The sequence below is a fragment of the Pantoea allii genome (assembly GCF_046529425.1).
Classification (GTDB): domain Bacteria; phylum Pseudomonadota; class Gammaproteobacteria; order Enterobacterales; family Enterobacteriaceae; genus Pantoea; species Pantoea allii.
Genome location: NZ_CP125958.1, coordinates 3,850,919 through 3,872,068, shown reverse-complemented (window position 1 = coordinate 3,872,068; position 21,150 = coordinate 3,850,919). Strand labels below are relative to the sequence as shown.

Here is a 21,150-nt window from a genome sequence, read left to right as displayed (position 1 = left end):
CATGACTGAGTCTGTACAGGGCGACAGCGCGGTGTTGTTGCATTTCGTCATGAAGCTGGAAGACGGCTCTGTGGCAGAATCCACCCGCGCCAACGGTAAACCTGCGCTGTTTCGGCTCGGCGACGGTAGCCTGTCTGGCCCGCTGGAGCAGGCACTGTTGGGATTAAAAGCGGGTGAAAAACATCATTTCACGCTGGCGCCAGAAGATGCCTTTGGCAGCGTCAGTCCCGATCTTATCCAGTACTTTTCCCGTCGTGACTTTATCGATACGGGCGAGCCGGAGATCGGTGCCATCATGCTGTTTACCGGAATGGGCGGTAGTGAAATGCCAGGTGTGATTCGGGAGATTTCCGGTGATTCAATCACTGTGGATTTCAATCATCCGCTGGCAGGCCACCGCGTTCAGTTTGATATTGAGGTGCTGGATATCGATCCGGCACTGGAGGCGAACAATGCAAATTCTGCTGGCTAATCCACGTGGTTTTTGTGCGGGTGTCGATCGTGCCATCAGCATTGTTGAAAACGCACTCACCCTGTTTGGTGCGCCGGTTTATGTGCGTCATGAAGTGGTACATAACCGCTACGTGGTGGACAGCCTGCGTCAGCGCGGGGCCATTTTTATTGAGCAGATCGCGGAAGTGCCCGATGGCGCTATCCTGATCTTCTCTGCCCACGGCGTGTCTCAGGCGGTGCGCAATGAGGCGAAGGGGCGTGAGCTCACCGTCTTCGATGCCACCTGTCCCTTAGTTACTAAAGTTCATATGGAAGTCGCCCGTGCCAGCCGTCGGGGTGAAGAGTCGGTGTTGATTGGTCACGCAGGCCATCCGGAAGTGGAAGGCACCATGGGGCAGTACAATAACCCCAAGGGCGGGATGTATCTGGTGGAGTCGCCGGACGACGTCTGGAAACTGGACGTTAAAGATGACAACCGCCTGTCCTTTATGACCCAAACCACGTTGTCGGTGGATGATACGTCAGACGTGATTGATGCGCTGCGCGCCCGTTTCCCGAAAATCGTGGGGCCACGCAAAGACGATATTTGCTATGCCACCACCAACCGTCAGGAAGCCGTAAGGGCAATGTCGCAACAGGCCGATGTGGTGCTGGTGGTCGGATCGAAAAACTCGTCCAACTCCAATCGACTGGCCGAGCTGGCACAGCGCATGGGTAAAGCTGCCTATCTGATTGATGATGCGGCGGACATTCAGCCTGAGTGGGTAGTCTCTGTAGGTTGTGTTGGCGTTACGGCCGGTGCGTCAGCGCCCGATATTCTGGTTCAGAACGTGATTGCTCGCCTGCAGGAACTGGGCGGTGGCGAAGCGAGAGTGCTGGAAGGGCGGGAAGAAAACATTGTGTTTGAAGTCCCCAAAGAGTTGCGGGTTGACGTCCGCAATGTGCAATAACCGCACACTCGCAGTTATTAAAAGGCCGACTCTGTTCGGCCTTTTTGCTTTTCAGACCAGGCCTGCTGCAGCTGAAATTGCTTTTACTGATAATCCGCCTTGCCTGGCATAAAAATTCTTATTATCCCTGATAAAGAGTGGCGCAGTTGTTATCTCATCGTTAACCTGATTGCGCTTGCATGCATAGTTTTGTTTTAGGAATGAATAAATATGAAGAATATCCGCATTGCCATCGTGGGCGCACCGGGGCGCATGGGGCGCAATCTCATCCAAGCGGTTGCGCAGATGGAAGGCGTTGAACTGGGCGCTGCATTAGCCCGTCCCGGATCGTCGTTGATCGGCAGCGACGCAGGCGAACTGGCCGGTACCGGCAACGCGGGTGTTATCCTGGGCGATGACTTACGCGCCGTGATCGATGATTTTGACGTCTTGATCGATTTTACCCGCCCCGAAGGAACGCTGGAGTACATGGCCATCTGTCGTGAGCACCGTAAGGCCATGATCATTGGTACCACAGGATTTGACGAAGCAGGCAAGGCAGCGATTCGTGATGCTGCGGCAGAGATTGGCATTGTGTTTGCCGCCAACTTCAGCATTGGCGTTAACCTGGTACTCAAGCTGCTGGAGAAAGCGGCCAAAGTCATGGGCGATTATGCGGATATTGAGATTATCGAAGCCCACCATCGCCACAAAGTCGATGCGCCTTCAGGGACCGCCCTGGCGATGGGCGAGGCGATTGCAGAGGCAATGGACTGGAAACTGGATGAACATGCCGTTTACAGCCGAGAAGGCCATACCGGCGAGCGTCATGCGAACACTATTGGTTTTGCCACCGTGCGAGCAGGCGACATTGTCGGGGAACATACGGCAATGTTTGCCGATGACGGTGAGCGCGTTGAGATAACCCACAAGGCTTCCAGCCGCATGACCTTTGCAAAGGGCGCGATAAAAGCAGCGTTATGGGTGAGTGAGAAGAAAACAGGGCTTTATGACATGCGCGACGTGCTGGATTTATCGAGTTTGTAATGGGTTTACCTGTGTGATGTGGTGATTTCAATCGCTAATGAATTGATTGAAAAGGGCAATTTTTTAATTGCCCTTAATTTTATTTAAAATAAGGACTTTGCCTAATTTTTTCAGCGAGTGGCTTAAAATAAAGGTTATTACGTCCCTGTTTTTGTCATAAACCTGTTAATTTTGACCATTTGGTCAAAATTAATCATGTGCACTATCAGAATAAACGTTGATTGCGATTGGCAAACGATTATTCGGCTGTGTTTACCCCTGTTTTTGCCGCTTATCCTCTGCATTTTCGTTCTGAGCCCGAAAAGATGTTAAAAATGTTGCTTCAGGGTGGACAAGTATCAGGACGATCATTAGAATGCGCGCAATTTGCCAAAAATTGACCACTCAGGCAGTTTTTGCATTGATTCAGATCACTATTATGAATTAATATGCAGATATTGTGACTGTTTATTCCCTGGAGGATGTTTTGATTAAGTCAGCGCTCTTGGTTCTGGAAGACGGAACCCAATTCCACGGTCGGGCCATCGGGGCTACAGGGTCGGCAGTGGGGGAAGTCGTTTTCAATACGTCAATGACCGGTTATCAAGAAATCCTCACTGATCCCTCCTATTCTCGCCAAATCGTTACTCTTACTTATCCCCATATCGGCAATGTTGGTGCAAACGCCGCCGACGAAGAATCCAGTCAAATTCATGCGCAGGGCCTGGTGATTCGTGACCTGCCGCTGATTGCCAGTAACTATCGCAGCGAAGAGAGCTTATCGGCTTATCTGCAGCGCAATAACATCGTCGCGATTGCCGATATTGATACCCGCAAGCTGACGCGTCTGCTGCGGGAAAAAGGGGCGCAGAACGGCTGTATCATCGCGGGCGACAACCTGGATGCCGCACTGGCCTTACAAAAAGCGCAGGCTTTCCCCGGCCTGAAAGGTATGGATCTGGCGAAAGAAGTGACAACGGCGGAAACCTACGCCTGGCAGCAGGGGAGCTGGACACTGGAAGGGGATTTACCGGAACAGACACCGGCGGAAGCCCTGCCCTACCATGTCGTGGCTTACGATTACGGTGCGAAGCGCAATATCCTGCGTATGCTGGTAGACCGTGGCTGCCGCCTGACGGTTGTGCCGGCCAAAACACCAGCCGAAACGGTACTGGCGATGAATCCGGATGGCATCTTCCTGTCTAACGGCCCAGGCGATCCTGAGCCCTGTGATTATGCGATTGAAGCCATTCAGGCCTTTCTGAAAACGGATATTCCGGTATTCGGTATTTGCCTTGGCCATCAGTTGCTGGCTCTGGCCAGCGGTGCGAAAACCGTCAAGATGAAGCTGGGCCACCATGGTGGTAACCACCCGGTGAAAGATCTGGATAACAACCGCGTAATGATTACCGCGCAGAACCACGGTTTTGCCGTTGATGAAACCGATCTGCCCGCGAACCTGCGTGTTACCCATATCTCCCTGTTTGATAAGACCGTGCAGGGCATTCACCGCACCGATAAGCCAGCGTTTAGCTTCCAGGGTCACCCGGAAGCCAGCCCGGGACCGGGTGATGCCGCACCGCTGTTTGACCACTTTATTGAGTTGATTAACGCATTCCGTTCGAAAGCAAAGTAATCAGGAGCTAATCATGCCAAAACGTACAGACATAAAATCCATCCTGATTCTTGGTGCCGGTCCGATTGTGATCGGTCAGGCCTGCGAATTCGACTATTCCGGTGCCCAGGCTTGTAAAGCCCTGCGTGAAGAGGGTTACCGGGTTATTCTGGTAAACTCAAACCCGGCAACCATTATGACCGACCCGGAAATGGCCGATGCGACCTACATCGAGCCGATTCACTGGGAAGTGGTGCGTAAAATCATTGAAAAAGAGCGCCCGGATGCGGTGCTGCCCACCATGGGCGGCCAGACAGCGCTGAACTGTGCGCTGGAACTGGAACGTCAGGGCGTACTGGAAGAGTTCGGCGTCACCATGATAGGTGCGACCGCCGATGCCATTGATAAAGCAGAAGACCGTCGTCGCTTCGATGTGGCGATGAAAAGCATTGGCCTGGATACGGCGCGCTCCGGTATTGCGCACACCATGGATGAAGCGCTGGCGGTGGCTGCAGACGTCGGCTTTCCCTGCATTATCCGTCCGTCTTTCACCATGGGTGGCACCGGCGGCGGTATCGCCTATAACCGCGAAGAGTTTGAAGAGATCTGCGAACGCGGCCTCGACCTTTCTCCTACCAACGAGTTGTTAATTGACGAATCGCTGATTGGCTGGAAAGAGTACGAGATGGAAGTGGTTCGTGACAAAAACGACAACTGCATTATCGTCTGCTCCATTGAAAACTTTGACGCCATGGGCATTCACACCGGTGATTCCATTACGGTTGCGCCAGCACAGACGCTGACCGATAAGGAATACCAGATTATGCGTAACGCCTCGCTGGCGGTACTGCGTGAGATTGGTGTCGAAACCGGCGGTTCCAACGTACAGTTTGCGGTGAACCCAAAAAATGGTCGCCTGATCGTTATCGAGATGAACCCCCGTGTGTCGCGCTCCTCGGCACTGGCCTCTAAAGCGACCGGCTTCCCGATTGCGAAAGTGGCAGCGAAACTGGCGGTTGGCTATACGCTGGATGAACTGATGAACGACATTACCGGTGGACGCACGCCGGCCTCGTTTGAGCCTTCAATCGATTACGTCGTCACGAAGATCCCTCGCTTCAACTTTGAAAAATTTGCCGGTGCGAATGACCGCCTGACCACGCAGATGAAATCCGTGGGTGAAGTCATGGCGATCGGTCGTACCTTCCAGGAGTCGATGCAGAAAGCGCTGCGCGGCCTGGAAGTCGGGGCGAATGGCTTCGACCCGAAAGTTCACCTGGACGACGCAGAGGCGTTAACCCGTATCCGCCGTGAGCTGAAAGATGCCGGTTCGGATCGTATCTGGTATATCGCCGATGCCTTCCGCGCGGGGATGTCGGTAGACGGCGTATTTAACCTCACCAACATTGACCGCTGGTTCCTGGTGCAGATTGAAGAGCTGGTGCGCCTGGAAGAGCAGGTTGCGCGTGAAGGCATGAACGGCCTCAACGTGGATTTCCTGCGTGCACTGAAGCGTAAAGGTTTTGCGGATGCGCGTCTGGCTTCGCTGGCGGGCGTAGCGGAAGGTGAAATTCGTAAATTGCGTCAGCAACATAATCTGCACCCGGTTTATAAGCGTGTCGATACCTGTGCGGCAGAATTCTCTACCGATACGGCTTACATGTACTCCACCTATGAAGAAGAGTGCGAAGCGAATCCTAATCAGGATCGTGACAAAATCATGGTGCTGGGTGGCGGACCAAACCGTATTGGCCAGGGCATTGAGTTTGACTATTGCTGCGTTCATGCGGCGCTGGCGCTGCGTGAAGATGGTTTTGAAACCATCATGGTGAACTGTAACCCGGAAACCGTCTCGACGGATTATGACACCTCTGACCGTCTCTACTTTGAGCCGGTTACGCTTGAGGACGTGCTGGAAATCGTACGCATCGAAAAACCGAAAGGGGTGATCGTGCAGTACGGCGGTCAGACGCCGCTGAAACTGGCTCGCGCACTGGAAGCGGCAGGCGTACCGGTGATCGGTACCAGCCCGGACGCTATCGACCGGGCAGAAGATCGCGAACGCTTCCAGCAGGCCGTTGACCGTCTGAACCTGAAGCAGCCGGCTAACGCCACTGTTGCCACGCTGGAGCAGGCCGTGGAGAAAGCCGCCGGCATTGGTTATCCGCTGGTGGTGCGTCCTTCCTACGTGCTGGGCGGACGTGCAATGGAAATCGTCTATGACGAAATCGATCTGAAACGTTACTTCCAGACGGCGGTGTCGGTTTCCAACGATGCACCCGTCTTGCTGGATCGTTTCCTTGATGACGCCGTAGAAGTTGATGTCGATGCCATTTGCGACGGCGAACGCGTACTGATTGGCGGCATCATGGAGCATATCGAGCAGGCAGGCGTCCACTCGGGTGACTCCGCGTGTTCTCTGCCAGCCTATACGCTGAGCGAAGAGATTCAAAACGTGATGCGTCAGCAGGTCGAAAAACTGGCGTTTGAGCTGAGCGTGCGCGGTTTGATGAACGTGCAGTTCGCGGTAAAAGACAACGAAGTCTACCTGATCGAAGTGAACCCACGTGCCGCGCGTACCGTGCCTTTCGTGTCAAAAGCGACAGGCGTCCCGCTGGCGAAGGTTGCCGCGCGCGTGATGGCAGGCAAAACGCTGGCAGAGCAGGGCGTAACCAAAGAGGTGATCCCACCTTATTACTCTGTTAAAGAAGTCGTGCTGCCCTTTAACAAGTTCCAGGGTGTTGACCCGATTCTCGGTCCGGAAATGCGTTCAACCGGTGAAGTCATGGGCGTGGGCCGGACCTTCGCTGAAGCCTTTGCCAAAGCGATGCTGGGCGCGCAGAGCAACATGAAGAAAACCGGACGTGCCCTGTTGTCCGTGCGTGAGGGCGATAAGAAACGTATCGTCGATTTGGCCGCGAAGCTGCAGAAGTTTGGCTTCGAGCTGGATGCTACCCACGGTACGGCTGTGGTGCTGGGCGAGGCGGGCATTAATCCTCGTCTGGTTAACAAGGTTCATGAAGGTCGTCCACATATTCAGGACCGCCTGAAGAACGGCGAATATGCCTACATCGTGAATACCACAGCAGGTCGCCAGGCGATTGAAGACTCCAAGCTGATTCGCCGCAGCGCGCTGCAATATAAAGTGCATTACGACACCACGTTGAACGGGGGTTTTGCAACGGCAATGGCACTTAATGCGGACCCAACGGAAAAAGTGATTTCAGTCCAGGAGATGCACGCACAAATCCTTGCGCAGAAATAGCGCAGGCTGATCGCGCGTCATCGCCCCTGTGGGGGATCGTCTGTCAGTAGGCTGACAGACCGTCCTGCCTGCAGGGGCTTTTTTGTGTTTAATCCCAGGAAGCCTGTCGGGACAACATCGGCCAGCAGGCCGTTGCATTGCGCGCAAAGAGCGGCGTCAGCGACTGTTTTACAGATGGCGGAAATACGGTTCCTGCTATCGGCGGTCAGTGGCAAGCGAAGACTTCATCAAGGCAGGCATTATTGCTGGGGCTGGGTTTTATCAGACCGCTGTTCATAGCCGATCAGACCAACTCTGTTAAACCCTATTTAAATTCAGCGCAATACAGGCTGTTAATCATGATGGCTGGTGCTGAATAACACGCTGTTCTGTATTTGGTTTTACCTGTTCTTTTCAAAATTATGACAAATTACGAATAAAAAGATGTTTAATCCTGCTTTGCGAAACGTGGCGTACTAAATAGGGATATGTTGTCATTTAAATACTTGTTAATAATATCAACTCATTCCCTGTTCATTCCTCTTTCTCTGCCTTCTCCTGGCCATTTGACTGTTATTAAACAGATTTTAAACGAACCTGCATTGCTGTCGATCACGCCTGATAATCAACTGTTCAGTTGTTCCGCTTAACTTTAAGATGCCCTGTGTTTTGCAAGGTTTTACGTTTTCAGAGAACAACCTCGTTTTTCTGAAGTTTAAAGACTTAATTAAGAGCTCGTGTTTAATATGTTTATTCCCAAATTTTTCAGGTGGGGACAGTGCTCTTTTGACGATTATCAAATAGCCTGTAATAGTTTTGGTTACAACTGCGAGTCAGCGCCGGGATTTATTGCATTTAAAATGCGACATGAGCAGTCCTTTGAGTTTTATGCTTATAAACGTAAAGGCAAAATAGTGGGGAGCGTTTGCGTCGAAAATGGCTGGCTTGCCAACGACGGCAGACACCGGCAACGTTCTCTTCCCGCACTGCTTACACCGTCAACATCCGTCTATGTGCCTTTTTGCAACGAGGTTCCGCAAAAGGTGCTTTTACCTTTCCGTTGTAAGTCGCTGCATCACTTGCAGAGTCAGCGGTTTCTTAATACGTCTTATGGCCTGTTGAGTAAAAGCCATGCTGCTTTTACCAAGAACCCTGCTGCCGACTTTTCCCGGAAAACCGTCTCCACGCGGGAACGTGAGTTACGAAAGTTTCTTAATGACGGGGGCAGTTTTCTCAACGTCAGCCAGCTTGATGGCGAACACATTTTTGACGTATTTGAGACCCTTTACCAGGCGAGACGAAATCAGGCTATCGCTGACAGGGAAATCAATAAAGCGTTCTTCCGGGAATTTCAGCCTTGTTTCAAAGGCTACATCATGTTCCTGAATAATGAACCTGTTGCGCTGCAGCTGTTGTTATCTGTATCCAGCTGCGCCGGGATGTTCGTTGATTTTATTAATATCGGCTACCGGATGGACAGCAACGCAGGCGCTGTGGGTACGATGTTGATGTGGAAGAACCTGACGTCTGTGTATCAGGACGCTGCCGATACGCAGCTCCCGCTCTATTACTCCTATGGATCGATGTCCGGGGACTATAAAAACCGGTGGTGCCATTCGGTCAATAATGGTCGTGTCATTATCTGATTGCTCAGATCGGCAAGGCCGCATTGTTGCCCGTCTGAGTCAGTCGATGATATTGGGAATGCGACTGCGCGAGGCGAAACGCCCTTTATTCATGCCCGCGCCATCGGGCGTTGCCCGCCAAACAGGCCTTTTTCGCATTATTCTGCACACTTTCCCCTGCCAGCGCGGTGGCAGCGGAAACGTGCCTGCTACATCTGTCAGGGGATAATCTTCGCCGTTCTGAACTGAGTAAAGAGACGGATAAACATCTCATCGGTCGCACGAAAACCCGTAAACCCCGCCCGCCGCAGTTTGCTGCCATCACCAAACATGTCGTAATCCCAGCTAAACACAAAGTCTGCGAACTGACCGTTACTCAACTTCATGATATCAGGCTCGACCAACAGCGTTTTTTCAGCCAGAGCCTGCCAGGTCTTGCGGTAATCGCTAAAGAGTTGCTGAAACGACAGCTGGACCGGCGGGGCCATCTCCAGTTCAAACCAGCCCGCAATGACCGGCCAGAGTTCACTCCACCGCCAGATGTCACCGTTGTTAACATTGAATGCCTGATTTCTGGCTGCAGGGGCGGTCGAGGCCCATAGCGTGGCGGCAGAAAGTAAGCCGTCATCCGTATGATCGACAATGCTATGCCAGGCTGTTTGTGACCCGGGAAAGCGTAGGGGCAGGCTCTGCGCTTTGCACAGTGAGGCATATATCGCGATACTCAGCGCAAGATTCATGGTATTGCCGGGTAATGCGCTGCCAACCACGCCGGGGCGAAGCGCATGCCAGTTCCAGGTTTTATTGCGCTGAAAGTCGCTTAGCCAGGCCTGTTGCGCCGTATTGAATTCCGCGCCGGGAATGGCAGCATCATTTTCTCTGGCGGGCGTTTTAAAGGGGCCAAGGTGAGCGCCGTAAATTTTGTAGCCCTGCATCAGGCTCACCGTTTCCAGCGGGGCAACTTTCTCAACCTGGGTGACCAGATTACGCAGCAGGGTCACGTTGGGTTCAACCATCTCCTGCCAGTTGGCGGCATTAAGCCAGGCGCTATAGAAAATATGTGTCACGTTACTCAGTGGCGTAAGGGCACGCGCGCTGTCTTTCTCATCCAGCAGATCGACTTTTATAAACGGGACCGCGCCGTGCCGATCGGTGCCTGAACGTGACAGTCCGATAACCTGCCACGCATTCTGCAACAACGTTTTGACCAACTGGCTGCCGACAATACCGCTTGCGCCAGCCACCAGTGCAACTTTAGATTGAGGCTTCTGTGACATTTTCTTTCCTCCGGTTAGGTTGCAGACAGCGTGATATAAATTTCTTTTCGCCGATATCCCCGCAAGCTGATGTCACTTATAAGAGAAATGCGTAAATGAATAACAAGCTCAATGCCATTCGCACCTTTTTACGTGTAGCCGAGGCCGGTTCCTTCTCTGCCGCCGCGCGCCAGTTGGGTATCAAGCAGTCAGCGGTCAGTCAGCAGATCGTCGCACTTGAGGCCGGGCTGGGCGTCGTCTTGCTGCACCGAACGACGCGCGTGATGGTACTGACGGCGCAAGGGGAATATTACCGTGGCCAGATGCGGCCGATACTTGAGGCGATGCAGGCAGTCGAGAGCCAGTTGTCTTCTGCCACGCAGCAGTGGCAAGGCAAGGTAAACATCCAGTTGCCCGGCGGGTTAGGGCGGCTTTTTCTTCCCCACCTGCTCGCGCTGCAAAAGGCGAATCCGGGGTTGAATCTGACGCTGTCGCTCGACGATCGGATATCTGACCTGGCCAGAGAAGGCGTGGATATTGCCTTCCGACTGACCCATGACGCACCGGATGTGTTTCCGGCACGGAAGATCGCCCGAATTGAAACGCCGCTTTTCGCGTCACCGCGTTTTCCGCCAATCGCTTCGCTGGATGCGCTGGCGCTTCACCCGCATGTTCGCTTTAGCAGCATCGACGAGTCTGCGCCATTACGGCTTGTCAGAGATGATGAAACCGTGGAGCTGGCGGTGAATACGGTCTTCAGGGCCAACAGCAGTGAGGGATTATTGCAGGCATTGCAGGCGGACATCGGTGTCGGTGGTATGCAGCTACCGCTTGCAATGGAGGCACTGAAATCCGGCTCGCTTGTCAGGATTTTACCCGCTTATCGCCATCCTGACCGCTTTCTGTATGCCGTTTTTCCGGATGCACGCTTTATTCCTGTCAGGGTAAGAGGCATCGCCACGTTAATCGAAAAGGTGCTGGCCGACCTGCCCGGGGTAAACTGAACGCCTCTGTGCGGACGGCATGAAGCGGCGGGAGATAAGAGCGGCCTGAGGGGGAAATCGCACAGGATAAACCCGGTATGCGTGGCGTCCTGTTAGCTTGACGTTAATATGCTTAAGTTAATTTGATTTAATTTTTAGCCAATCATGCCTAATCCGCTGATTCGCACAAATCTATAATATAAAAAACTACCAGGCTGACATTCACCGTTGTAATATCCGGCTCGCTCATTAATAGAGCCTAAACAGGATATTAATAACAATGAAAGCGCGTTTTTTTTCACTGAGTGCAGTGGCTGCACTGTTGGCCCTGGTGTCTTTTTCCAGCCAGGCTGAAATCACTCTTCTTAAACAAGACCCACAAGCAGGCGATCCCCTTAGCCGTCTCGATTTTAAATTCGGTGGCAGCATTCGTCCCCAGTTCAACCATCAAACCGGCGGGAAGGATCAGTCCTACAAGCGTAACGGCTTTGACGGTGGTTCCCGTTTCCGCTTTAGCGCGGATTACTACCTGTTCGACGATATCAGCTGGACCAGCTACTACGAGCTGGGCGTTAACATTCCGGCCGTATTCAACTGGGATAATCACTACGCTGAAGGGGCGCATGAAACCACGCGTCGCCAGCTCTATACGGGCCTGAAAAGTAAAACCTGGGGCCAGTTGACCTTCGGTCAGCAGAACAGCGTGTATTACGACGTTGTGGGTGCCAAGACGGATATCTGGGATTACGACATGCTGGCCCAGGCACCGGGTAACGGCATTAACGGTGATTACGACGGTTCATACCGTTCTCGCAAGCAACTGAAATACAAAAACAGTTATGGTGCATTTGATGTTTATGCCTCTTACCTGTTTAGCGATAACGAATATTTGCCGGGCAACGGACTGCGCTATAAGCGTCAGGGCGGCGGCTCGCTGGGTGTGAATTACAACATCACGAACAATCTGGCCTGGGGCACCGCGTGGAACTACACCCGCGCCACCATGCGTAATCCTGTCACCGGCGACAATAAAGATTACGACCAGAACATCTTTGGTACCGCATTAAGCTGGACGCCAGGCAACTGGACCCTGTCAGCAGGGGGCGGCTGGTACCAGAATTTCCTGACGACCAGACAGCGCGATGTGAATAACTATTTTGCTGATGATGCCTGGGGCATTGAATATTATGCCGGTTATAAAATTCCGGTTGCGCAGTATGGCGTCAAAGCCGTTCAGCCTTATGTCATGGGTGACCGCTTAGAATATGTGAATGGCCGCAATTATCAGCGCATTGATAACGGTCTGGGCGTAACCCTGTTCCTGGACTACGGTTTCCGTGTTGATTACGAACATGTCTTCACGTCGAGCACGGACAATCAGGGCGATATGAATCTGGTTCGTTTCCGCTACGATTTCTGATGACCTGCCACGGCTCCCACGGGAGCCGTTTTATTCTCTCTGTTTATCGCGACATGGCACCATTATCTGGCGACTTTTGGGGCGCGTGGCCCGTCTTACGGAGTAAAACCCTGCACAAAGTCTGAAATACGGTGGCAATGCCGCTTTATGCAATAACCCCCTTTCGCCTATCGACGAAGGTTTAACCTTTACGTATCATGGCGCCTGTTTTTTTCAGCGAGCCTTTTAACATGATTAGTCTTATCGCGGCATTAGCAGCAGATCGCATTATTGGAATGGAAAACGCCATGCCGTGGGACCTGCCTGCAGATCTGGCGTGGTTTAAGCGTAACACCCTGAAAAAACCTGTGATTATGGGCCGACTGACCTTTGAATCGATTGGTCGTCCATTGCCTGGCAGGCTGAATATTGTGGTCAGCAGCAAGCCGGGTAAAGCGGAAGGCGTCACCTGGGTGACATCGCTGGATGATGCGATCAACGCGGCGGGTGACGCTGAAGAGATCATGGTAATTGGCGGTGGTCGTATCTATGCGCAAATGCTGGCGCGTGCCGACCGTCTTTATCTGACGCACATTGATGCGGAAGTCGAAGGTGATACGCAATTCCCGGATTACGAACCGGATGAGTGGCACTCGACGTTCAGTGAGTTTCATGATGCGGATGCGCAGAACTCCCACAGTTACTGCTTCGAGATTCTTGAACGCCGCCGTTAATGAATACGCAGTAAAAAAAAACGCCTTGTCATAACAAGGCGTTTTTTTACTGCGGGTTAGCGGGCTGACTGCTGCGGAGCAAGGTCGTCCGGTAAGGATAACTGGCGGTTCGATGGCTGAACGTAATAGCGTTGCGTTTCCCAGTGCAGGAGCGTCAGGTTACCGCCCCAGCAGCAACCGGTATCCAGACCGATAATACCTGCCGGCGTGCCTTTACCCTCAAGTGACGCCCAGTGACCAAAGACAATCGTGTGATCGCGTGCGACCGGGCCTTCAATCATAAACCAGGGCTTTAAAGGCGGCGGCGCGGATTCCGGCTCATCCTTACAGATCATATCCAACTGACCATTGGGAAAGCAGAAGCGCATCCGGGTCAGGGCGTTGGTGGAGAAACGCAGGCGTGCCAGACCGGTCAGGGAGTCGTTCCAGTTGTTAGGCATGTCACCATACATCGCATCAAGAAACAGCGGATAGCTGTCGCTGGACAGCACGGCTTCCACTTCGCGTGCACAGCGTTGCGCTGTATCCAAATCCCACTGCGGGGTAATCCCGGCATGGCCCATCACCAGCTTTTTCTCTTCGTCCACCTGAAGCAGCGGCTGACGGCGCAGCCAGTTGATCAGCTCATCAGCATCTTCCGCTTCCAGCAGCGGCGTCAGGCGATCTTTTGGCTTATTACGGCTGATACCGGCATAGACAGCCAGCAGATGCAGATCGTGATTACCCAGCACCAGACGAACACTGTCACCCAGTGACTTGACGTAGCGCAGAACGTCCAGCGAGCCAGGGCCCCGCGCGACCAGATCACCCGTCAGCCATAATGTATCCTGACTGGGATCATAGTTAACCTGGTTTAGCAGAGCACGTAATTCATCGTAACAACCGTGAACGTCGCCAATCAGGTAAGTATTCATAGAGGATTATCCAACTAAAACAGTCGCCCGAGACACGGGCGAGAGACATCAAAATCAATGAATATGGGTTTGAATCGCGAGGCGGAATACCGGAATTTCAACGTGGAATTCGTCGCCTTGCTCATCGACCATCACATAGTGACCTTGCATGGTGCCCATTGGGGTTTCAAGAACAGCACCACTGGTGTACTGATATTCATTTCCCGGCGCAATATGCGGCTGTTCGCCGATCACGCCTTCACCCTGAACTTCTGTTTCACGGCCGTTACCGTTCGTAATTAGCCAGTAACGCCTGAGCAGTTGCACAGAAGACCGGCCTACGTTGCGAATCGTGACGGTATAAGCAAAGACATAGCGCTCTTCGTCCGGTGAGGACTGAGAGGCAACATACAGACTTTGTACGTGTAGCGATACGCGGGCCGGTTCACTCATGGGTTACTCCTGGGTTTTATCCAGATGGTCTGCCAGCCAGTTTGCTAACTGGCAATACTGTGCAACCGAAACATTCTCGGCACGTAAGCCGGTATCGATCGCCAGCGCGTCCAGCGCGCCTGCTTCCACCATATGGCTCAGGCTGTTGCGCAGTGTTTTACGGCGTTTACCGAATGCTTCAGTGGTTATACGGCTCAGAATACGCACGTCTTTAACCGGATGAGGCGGTGCCATATAAGGCACTAACCGCACGACCGCCGAGTCCACTTTCGGTGGTGGGGTAAAGGAGTGCGGCGGAACTTCCAGCACCGGAATGATCTGACAATAGTACTGAGCCATGACGCTCAGACGACCATAGGCTTTACTGCCAGGACCGGCAACCAGACGATTAACCACCTCTTTCTGCAGCATAAAGTGCATATCTTTAATCGAACCAGTATAGCTGAACAGATGGAACATCAGCGGGGTCGAGATATTGTAGGGCAGGTTACCAAAGACACGCAGCGGCTGGGCTTTCTCTTTGGCCAGCGCGGCGAAATCAAACGTCATGGCATCCTGCTGAAAAATCGTCAGCTTGGGGCCCAAAAACGGGTGGGTTTGCAGGCGTGCAGCAAGATCGCGATCTAACTCCACCACAGTTAAACTGTCGAGGCGTTCGCCTACCGGTTCAGTGAGTGCACCAAGGCCGGGGCCGATTTCCACTATCGCCTGATCGCGTTGTGGGTGAATGGCGGAGACGATACTGTCGATAATATATTGATCGTTCAGGAAGTTCTGCCCGAAACGTTTACGGGCGTAGTGCCCCTGATGGACGCGATTATTCATTACTGCTCTTGATCATAGTGATGGCGAGGTTAAGCGCCGTGATAAAGCTGCCCGCGTCAGCCTGACCCAGGCCGGCTAATTCAAGCGCGGTGCCGTGGTCAACTGAGGTGCGGATAAACGGCAGGCCGAGGGTAATATTGACCGCCCGACCAAATCCCTGAAACTTGAGTACCGGTAAACCCTGATCGTGGTACATCGCCAGCACTGCATCGGCATGTTGCAGATATTTCGGCTGGAACAGGGTATCCGCAGGCAGCGGACCGGTCAGTTGTATGCCTTGCTGACGAAGTTCATTCAATGCCGGGATGATCGTATCTATCTCTTCCCGCCCCATGTGGCCGCCTTCTCCCGCATGAGGATTCAGTCCGCAGACAAAAATATGCGGCTGGGCAATGGCAAACTTATTTCTGAGATCCTGATGCAGGATCGTGATCACTTCATGCAGACAATCACGGGTAACGGCGGCGGCAACATCTTTTAACGGCAGATGGGTGGTGGCCAGAGCCACACGGAGCTGCTCAGTCGCCAACATCATCACCACGCGCTGAGCACCTGCACGATCGGCAAAAAATTCGGTATGGCCGGTAAACGGAATGCCCGCGTCGTTAATCACGCCTTTGTGCACGGGGCCGGTAATTAAGGCCGAAAACTCCCCGGATAAGCACCCGTCACAGGCGCGGGCCAGGGTTTCCAGCACGTAGTTGCTGTTGGCGACGCATAGCGTGCCTGGCGTGACCGGCTGCGGTAGCTCAACGGGAAGGACGGTAAGCGTGCCGGCCTGTTGCGGTTCGGCTGTGCGGGCGGGATCGTAAACGCGCAACGTCAACGGCAACCCCAGCTGTGCGGCACGTTGCAGCAACAGATGAGGGGACGCACAGACAACCAGTTCAACGGGCCAGGCCTGCTGGGCCAGTTGAACGGCAAGATCGGGACCAATCCCGGCGGGTTCGCCGGGCGTGATCACCACACGAAAATCACTGCGCATTGTTATCCAGGATTTTCACGTAAGCCCCGGCGCGCTGTTCCTGCATCCAGGTCTGCGCTTCTTCCGCAAACTTACGGTTAAACAGCATGCGATAGGCGCGCTCTTTCTGGGCCGCATCGGTTTTATCAACCTGGCGAGTATCCAGCAGTTGAATCAGGTGCCAACCAAAAGAGGAGTGAACCGGCTGGCTGGTTTCGCCTTTTTTCAGACGTAGCAACGCATCGCGGAAAGCCGGATCGTACGCTTCTGGTGAGGTCCAGCCCAGATCGCCACCCTGATTCGCGGAACCTGGATCGTCAGAGAATTGCTTGGCTGCCGCGGCAAAGGTGGTTTTACCACTGCGAATATCGGCAGCAATCTGCTCCAGCCTGGCGCGAGCCTGATCGTCGGTCATGATCGGAGAAGGCTTCAACAGAATGTGACGCGCATGTACTTCGGTCACAGAGACGTTTTTGCTCTCGCCGCGCAGGTCGTTCACTTTCAAAATATGGAAACCTACACCTGAGCGGATAGGGCCAACAATATCGCCTTTCTTCGCCGTGGTCAGCGCCTGAGCAAACAGGGTAGGCAGCTCTTCGATTTTCGCCCAGCCCATATTACCGCCTTTCAGCGCCTGAGAGTCGGCGGAGTAGGTTACGGCCAGCTTGCCAAAGTCCGCACCACCTTTCAGTTCAGTCATCAGCTGTTTTGCCAGCTTTTCCTGATCGTCAACCTGCTGCTGCGTCGGGTTTTCCGGCAGTGGCAGCAGAATGTGACTGATGTTCATTTCCGTGCCCTGGGTGTTCTGCGCGCCAACCTGCTGCGCCAGCGTATCCACTTCCTGCGGCAGGATCGTGACCCGACGGCGTACTTCATTATTCCGCACTTCCGAGATCAGCATCTCTTTACGAATCTGAGCCCGATAGGTGTTGTAGTTCATTCCATCATAAGCCAGGCGGCTACGCAGTTGATCAACGCTCATGCGGTTTTGCGCGGCAATATTCTGGATAGCCTGATCCAGTTGCTGATCGCTGATTTGCAAACCGGCTTTATCGCCCAACTGCATAATAATCGCGTCCATGATCTCACGTTCGAGGATCTGATGGCGCAACGTTTTGTCATCGGGCAACTGCTGACCTGCTTGCTTCGCCTGAGATTTAACGGTGCTCATCATGCTGTCCACATCACTCTCCAGGACCACACCGTTATTCACTACAGCTGCAACTTTATCAACCACTTGTGGTGCTGCGAACACGGTGTTGGCACTTATCGCCACACCAAGAATCAGCATTCTCCAGTTCTTCATACTTTATCCATTATTGGTTCCGCACTGCGGGATTGCCTGTCAAACATCACAACATCAGAATGCATGCTGATAAGGGATGATTCCCTGAGCCAGCATCTGGCCGGTGCCCAGCCCATAATTTGAACTCAGGCCACGTAACTCAATGTTGAATGAGATTTGGTTGTCATACTTACTGTCGTTGTTTTGCCAACCGTTGATTTTGCGTTCATAGCCCAGACGAACCGCGTAACAACAAGAGCTGTACTGCAGGCCAACCAACTGTGATGCAGGACGATTATTACGCGTATCATAGTAATACGCGCCAACCACCGACCAGGCGTCATGGATCGGCCAGCTCGCCGTCGTACCAACCTGCGAAATCCCGTTTTTATAAATCGGGTTATTCACCAGTGAGCTGTCATTAAGCGCAGAAGCAACATACTCCGGGCTACTGTAACGGTAGCTCAACTGCACCATACGGTCAGCGTCACGACGGTATTCCAGCACGGTATTACCCTGCGCGACGTTATTCAGGCGGGTATCGTATTGCAGCCCGCCACGCACGCCCCAACGATCGCTTATCTTCCAGTAGCTGTCACCTGCCCACAGGAGACTGCCGGTATCATCTTCTTTGTTGACCTGGTTAACGCCCGTACGAGAAGGCGTAAACGAATAGATTTGACCCACAGAAACGTTAAAACGTTCAACCAGATCGGTATCATAAATTCGTGTCGTCACACCGGTTGCAACCTGGTTGGCCGATGCGATGCGATCCAGACCGCTGTATGAGCGATCGCGGAACAGGCCGGTATAGTCGGTTTGCAACAGGGTGGAGTCGTAAGGATAGATATCACTCTGGTCACGATACGGGATATAGAGGTACTGAACCCGGGGTTCCAGCGTCTGGGTATAACCCTGCGCCCAGTCCATATCACGGTCAAACACCATGCGACCGTCGACCTTAAACTGGGGCAAGGTGCGGTTGACGGAGTCTTTCAGCACACCACTCGTGGTGCTGCTCGGTGCAAAGTTAGTGTTGTAGTAATCAACATCTTTTTGCTGGTAGTGCGTCGCCAGAAACTTGGCTTCGGTATCCAGGCTGGCCCAGCCGTTTGATAACGGCAGATTGATGGTGGGCTCAACATGTAAACGTGTGGTTTCAGGGAAACTACTGTTTACGTTGGTGAACTTCACAGCCTGAGCATAAATGTGGGTGTCAAACGGGCCGACATCGTTCTGATACCAGTTCACATCCAGTTGCGGGAAGGCGCGATAGACGTTGCTGTTGCTGGTATTACCAAAAATCTGGAAGTCTTTGGTCGACAGGGTCGCGTCCCAGTTGGTATCCGCGTAGCCCACGCTAAATTTCTGCGAGGCGTAACCGTCAGTCGAGCTGTAATAAGGTGAGGTCAGATCGTTGAAATAATACTGATCGCTGACTTTGGTGTAGTCAGCGCTAAAACGCCAGTGCTGGTCATAAACACCTGAATGGCGCCAGTAAAATAACCAGCGGTCGGAACTGTCGTCTTGGGCGATGCCGCGCGCGGCTTTATCGTTGTCGTACTGCTTATCCGATGCCAGATAGTCGAACTCAACGATGCCTGCACCCGCCTGGGTCAGGTAGCGGAATTCATTCTGCAATTGCAGCCCGCGCTTACTCATGTAATGCGGCGTAATGGTGGCATCCGCCTGCGGCGCGATGTTCCAGTAATAAGGCAGAATGAATTCAAAACCGTTGCTGCTGCCGTATTTGGCGTTGGGGATCAGGAAGCCTGAACGGCGGCGGTCGCCCAGCGGCAGCTGCATATAAGGACTGTAGAATACGGGAACCGAACCGAGCTTAAAGCGCGCATTCCAGATTTCAGCAACCTCTTCCTGACGATCCTGAATAATCTCAGAACCGGCAACGCTCCAGCTGTTACTGCCAGGCAGACAGGAGGTGAAGGTGCCGTTTTCCATAATGGTGTAACGGTTTTCTCCGCGCAGCTTCATTTGATCGCCAGTGCCTCGCCCCTGGCGGTCTACCATCTGATAATCGCCGTTCCAGACGTTCGTATCTTTGGTATTAAGATTTGACCAGGCTTTCGGACCTTTCAGGATGACCTGATTGTCATCGTAGTGCACATTACCTAGCGCATCCACAGTACGGACGGGAACCGTCTGCCCTTCGGGCTGGCGTTGATGAAGCTGGACTTCGTCTGCCAGCATGCGGCTGTTGCCTTGCTTAACATCCACATCACCTGTGAATACCGCATCGTCAGGGTAGTTGCCTTTCAGTGAATCCGAGTGAATAGTAACGGGCAGCTGATTAGGATCGCCGTTAACCAGGGGACGATTGTAACTGGGTACGCCCAACATACACTGCGACATTAAATCGTCGGCGAAGGCTTGCTGGCTAATGGCTGCGCCGATCATGGTGGCCAGCAGAGTAGGTATATGTTTTTTCATACGCGGTATCGAAAATTCCATGAAAACTGGCATCATGCCGACAATCGGGTCAGAGACTAACGCACTGCCTGGCGTTGTGCCAGTGTTAATCCTTTTCTGTCCGCGCTGCCGTTAGGCGCTGAGATAAATGACAGGTATGATAATGCAATTTTCAGCCGTAAGCATGGCGAATTGAGGAGTTTATGCGCTACTGGGGAAAAGTTATAGGTTTAGTGCTTGGATTGCTGTCCGGCGCAGGCTTTTGGGGAATTGTAATTGGTCTGATCGTTGGGCATGGATTTGATAAGGTTCGCGGTGCGCAGAGCAAGGCTTACTTCTCAAATAATCAGACCCGGCAGTCACTGTTTTTCAGTACGACTTTTCAGGTCATGGGGCACTTAACCAAGTCCAAAGGGCGCGTAACCGAAGCGGATATCCAGATTGCCTCGCTGTTTATGGATCGCATGCAGTTGCACGGAGAGGCCCGAACGGCTGCTCAGCGTGCTTTTCGTGAAGGCAAACAGGGCGAGTATCCGTTACGTAATAAATTGCGTGAATTACGCAGCGCCTGCTTCGGCCGTTTTGATCTGATTAGGATGTTTCTGGAAATTCAGATTCAGGCGGCCTTTGCCGATGGCTCACTGCATCCCAATGAACGTCAGGTGCTGTATGTGATTGGTGAAGAACTGGGGATTTCACGCAGCCAGTTCGACCAGTTTCTGCGCATGATGGAAGGGGGCCAGCAGTTCGGTGGCGGCCGCAGCTACTCGCAACAGGGTGGCTTTCAACAGGCGCAACGTGGCCCGACGCTCTCGGATGCCTGCAATGTGTTGGGCGTGAAAACGACGGATGATGCCACCACCATTAAACGCGCCTATCGCAAGCTGATGAGTGAACATCACCCGGATAAGCTGGTGGCGAAAGGCCTGCCGCCAGAAATGATGGAAATGGCCAAACAGAAAGCGCAGGACATTCAGTCAGCTTACGATCTGATTCGCAAAGAAAAAGGGTTTAAGTAAGCGGTTGATGCGCGCCCGGG

18 protein-coding genes are annotated in these 21,150 nt (G+C 53.0%); 11 read left to right on the top strand and 7 right to left on the bottom strand.

The features are described 5' to 3' along the window. Position 1: 1 nt before the first annotated feature. The 7 genes from fkpB (at position 2) to QNH99_RS18255 (ending at position 8,913) form a co-directional block, all read left to right on the top strand. On the top strand, positions 2-472 hold the full coding sequence (gene fkpB / locus QNH99_RS18285; protein ID WP_096010957.1) for an FKBP-type peptidyl-prolyl cis-trans isomerase: 471 nt from the start codon (positions 2-4) through the stop codon (positions 470-472). After that, a complete protein-coding gene (gene ispH, locus QNH99_RS18280) occupies positions 453-1,403 on the top strand; it encodes a 4-hydroxy-3-methylbut-2-enyl diphosphate reductase (RefSeq protein ID WP_063878362.1) in 951 nt (316 codons plus the stop codon). The genes fkpB and ispH overlap by 20 nt, the downstream gene beginning before the upstream one ends. A gap of 210 nt (positions 1,404-1,613) precedes the next feature. Beyond that, positions 1,614-2,429, top strand: coding sequence for a 4-hydroxy-tetrahydrodipicolinate reductase (gene dapB, locus QNH99_RS18275; RefSeq protein ID WP_109716564.1), 816 nt, complete (start codon positions 1,614-1,616; stop codon positions 2,427-2,429). Between the two features lie 466 nt (positions 2,430-2,895). Next, complete coding sequence (gene carA / locus QNH99_RS18270; protein WP_410517017.1) at positions 2,896-4,044, top strand: glutamine-hydrolyzing carbamoyl-phosphate synthase small subunit; 1,149 nt, start codon at positions 2,896-2,898, stop codon at positions 4,042-4,044. A gap of 13 nt (positions 4,045-4,057) precedes the next feature. After that, on the top strand, positions 4,058-7,288 hold the full coding sequence (gene carB, locus QNH99_RS18265) for a carbamoyl-phosphate synthase large subunit (RefSeq protein WP_096010959.1): 3,231 nt from the start codon (positions 4,058-4,060) through the stop codon (positions 7,286-7,288). A 137-nt stretch (positions 7,289-7,425) separates the two neighbouring features. After that, positions 7,426-7,647: a hypothetical protein gene (locus QNH99_RS18260; protein WP_109716561.1), complete on the top strand. Its 222-nt coding sequence runs from the start codon at positions 7,426-7,428 to the stop codon at positions 7,645-7,647. Positions 7,648-8,013: 366 nt separating this feature from the next. After that, a complete protein-coding gene (locus tag QNH99_RS18255) occupies positions 8,014-8,913 on the top strand; it encodes a transcriptional regulator (protein ID WP_063878367.1) in 900 nt (299 codons plus the stop codon). 197 nt (positions 8,914-9,110) lie between these two features. Here QNH99_RS18255 and QNH99_RS18250 read toward each other — a convergent pair whose 3' ends face one another. Continuing rightward, the gene (locus QNH99_RS18250; protein WP_410517016.1) at positions 9,111-10,169 is read right to left on the bottom strand and encodes an SDR family oxidoreductase; all 1,059 of its coding nucleotides are present in this window, start codon (positions 10,167-10,169) and stop codon (positions 9,111-9,113) included. Positions 10,170-10,264: 95 nt separating this feature from the next. Here QNH99_RS18250 and QNH99_RS18245 point away from each other — a divergent pair, with 95 nt between their 5' ends. The 3 genes from QNH99_RS18245 (at position 10,265) to folA (ending at position 13,264) form a co-directional block, all read left to right on the top strand. Continuing rightward, on the top strand, positions 10,265-11,152 hold the full coding sequence (locus QNH99_RS18245; RefSeq protein WP_410517015.1) for a LysR family transcriptional regulator: 888 nt from the start codon (positions 10,265-10,267) through the stop codon (positions 11,150-11,152). 259 nt (positions 11,153-11,411) lie between these two features. Continuing rightward, positions 11,412-12,551: a porin gene (locus QNH99_RS18240; RefSeq protein WP_063878370.1), complete on the top strand. Its 1,140-nt coding sequence runs from the start codon at positions 11,412-11,414 to the stop codon at positions 12,549-12,551. A 230-nt stretch (positions 12,552-12,781) separates the two neighbouring features. Next, positions 12,782-13,264: a type 3 dihydrofolate reductase gene (gene folA, locus QNH99_RS18235; protein WP_063881105.1), complete on the top strand. Its 483-nt coding sequence runs from the start codon at positions 12,782-12,784 to the stop codon at positions 13,262-13,264. A 56-nt stretch (positions 13,265-13,320) separates the two neighbouring features. Here the strand turns inward: folA and apaH are convergent, their stop codons facing one another. From apaH to lptD, 6 genes are read right to left on the bottom strand one after another with little or no spacing between them, the layout of a single operon-like run. Next, the gene (apaH, locus tag QNH99_RS18230) at positions 13,321-14,178 is read right to left on the bottom strand and encodes a bis(5'-nucleosyl)-tetraphosphatase (symmetrical) ApaH (protein ID WP_410517014.1); all 858 of its coding nucleotides are present in this window, start codon (positions 14,176-14,178) and stop codon (positions 13,321-13,323) included. 54 nt (positions 14,179-14,232) lie between these two features. Beyond that, positions 14,233-14,610, bottom strand: coding sequence for a Co2+/Mg2+ efflux protein ApaG (gene apaG / locus QNH99_RS18225; protein ID WP_063878372.1), 378 nt, complete (start codon positions 14,608-14,610; stop codon positions 14,233-14,235). Between the two features lie 3 nt (positions 14,611-14,613). Then, positions 14,614-15,435: a 16S rRNA (adenine(1518)-N(6)/adenine(1519)-N(6))-dimethyltransferase RsmA gene (gene rsmA / locus QNH99_RS18220; RefSeq protein ID WP_410517013.1), complete on the bottom strand. Its 822-nt coding sequence runs from the start codon at positions 15,433-15,435 to the stop codon at positions 14,614-14,616. Then, positions 15,428-16,420: a 4-hydroxythreonine-4-phosphate dehydrogenase PdxA gene (pdxA, locus tag QNH99_RS18215; protein WP_172898092.1), complete on the bottom strand. Its 993-nt coding sequence runs from the start codon at positions 16,418-16,420 to the stop codon at positions 15,428-15,430. The genes rsmA and pdxA overlap by 8 nt, the downstream gene beginning before the upstream one ends. Next, positions 16,410-17,705, bottom strand: a complete 1,296-nt coding sequence (gene surA, locus QNH99_RS18210; RefSeq protein WP_063878375.1) for a peptidylprolyl isomerase SurA — start codon at positions 17,703-17,705, stop codon at positions 16,410-16,412. The genes pdxA and surA overlap by 11 nt, the downstream gene beginning before the upstream one ends. A 54-nt stretch (positions 17,706-17,759) precedes the next feature. After that, on the bottom strand, positions 17,760-20,132 hold the full coding sequence (gene lptD / locus QNH99_RS18205) for an LPS assembly protein LptD (RefSeq protein WP_410517012.1): 2,373 nt from the start codon (positions 20,130-20,132) through the stop codon (positions 17,760-17,762). 182 nt (positions 20,133-20,314) lie between these two features. Here lptD and djlA point away from each other — a divergent pair, with 182 nt between their 5' ends. After that, the gene (gene djlA, locus QNH99_RS18200; protein WP_063878376.1) at positions 20,315-21,130 is read left to right on the top strand and encodes a co-chaperone DjlA; all 816 of its coding nucleotides are present in this window, start codon (positions 20,315-20,317) and stop codon (positions 21,128-21,130) included. The last annotated feature ends 20 nt before the right edge of the window (positions 21,131-21,150 follow it).

Excerpts from the sequence above, each read along its gene's own strand:
- lptD (WP_410517012.1), bottom strand. The coding sequence starts at position 20,132 with ATGAAAAAACATATACCTACTCTGCTGGCCACCATGATCGGCGCAGCC.
- rsmA (WP_410517013.1), bottom strand. The coding sequence starts at position 15,435 with ATGAATAATCGCGTCCATCAGGGGCACTACGCCCGTAAACGTTTCGGG.
- carB (WP_096010959.1), top strand. The coding sequence starts at position 4,058 with ATGCCAAAACGTACAGACATAAAATCCATCCTGATTCTTGGTGCCGGT.
- QNH99_RS18240 (WP_063878370.1), top strand. The coding sequence starts at position 11,412 with ATGAAAGCGCGTTTTTTTTCACTGAGTGCAGTGGCTGCACTGTTGGCC.
- apaG (WP_063878372.1), bottom strand. The coding sequence starts at position 14,610 with ATGAGTGAACCGGCCCGCGTATCGCTACACGTACAAAGTCTGTATGTT.
- dapB (WP_109716564.1), top strand. The coding sequence starts at position 1,614 with ATGAAGAATATCCGCATTGCCATCGTGGGCGCACCGGGGCGCATGGGG.
- ispH (WP_063878362.1), top strand. The coding sequence starts at position 453 with ATGCAAATTCTGCTGGCTAATCCACGTGGTTTTTGTGCGGGTGTCGAT.
- apaH (WP_410517014.1), bottom strand. The coding sequence starts at position 14,178 with ATGAATACTTACCTGATTGGCGACGTTCACGGTTGTTACGATGAATTA.
- djlA (WP_063878376.1), top strand. The coding sequence starts at position 20,315 with ATGCGCTACTGGGGAAAAGTTATAGGTTTAGTGCTTGGATTGCTGTCC.
- QNH99_RS18255 (WP_063878367.1), top strand. The coding sequence starts at position 8,014 with ATGTTTATTCCCAAATTTTTCAGGTGGGGACAGTGCTCTTTTGACGAT.
- QNH99_RS18245 (WP_410517015.1), top strand. The coding sequence starts at position 10,265 with ATGAATAACAAGCTCAATGCCATTCGCACCTTTTTACGTGTAGCCGAG.
- folA (WP_063881105.1), top strand. The coding sequence starts at position 12,782 with ATGATTAGTCTTATCGCGGCATTAGCAGCAGATCGCATTATTGGAATG.
- surA (WP_063878375.1), bottom strand. The coding sequence starts at position 17,705 with ATGAAGAACTGGAGAATGCTGATTCTTGGTGTGGCGATAAGTGCCAAC.
- QNH99_RS18250 (WP_410517016.1), bottom strand. The coding sequence starts at position 10,169 with ATGTCACAGAAGCCTCAATCTAAAGTTGCACTGGTGGCTGGCGCAAGC.
- pdxA (WP_172898092.1), bottom strand. The coding sequence starts at position 16,420 with ATGCGCAGTGATTTTCGTGTGGTGATCACGCCCGGCGAACCCGCCGGG.
- fkpB (WP_096010957.1), top strand. The coding sequence starts at position 2 with ATGACTGAGTCTGTACAGGGCGACAGCGCGGTGTTGTTGCATTTCGTC.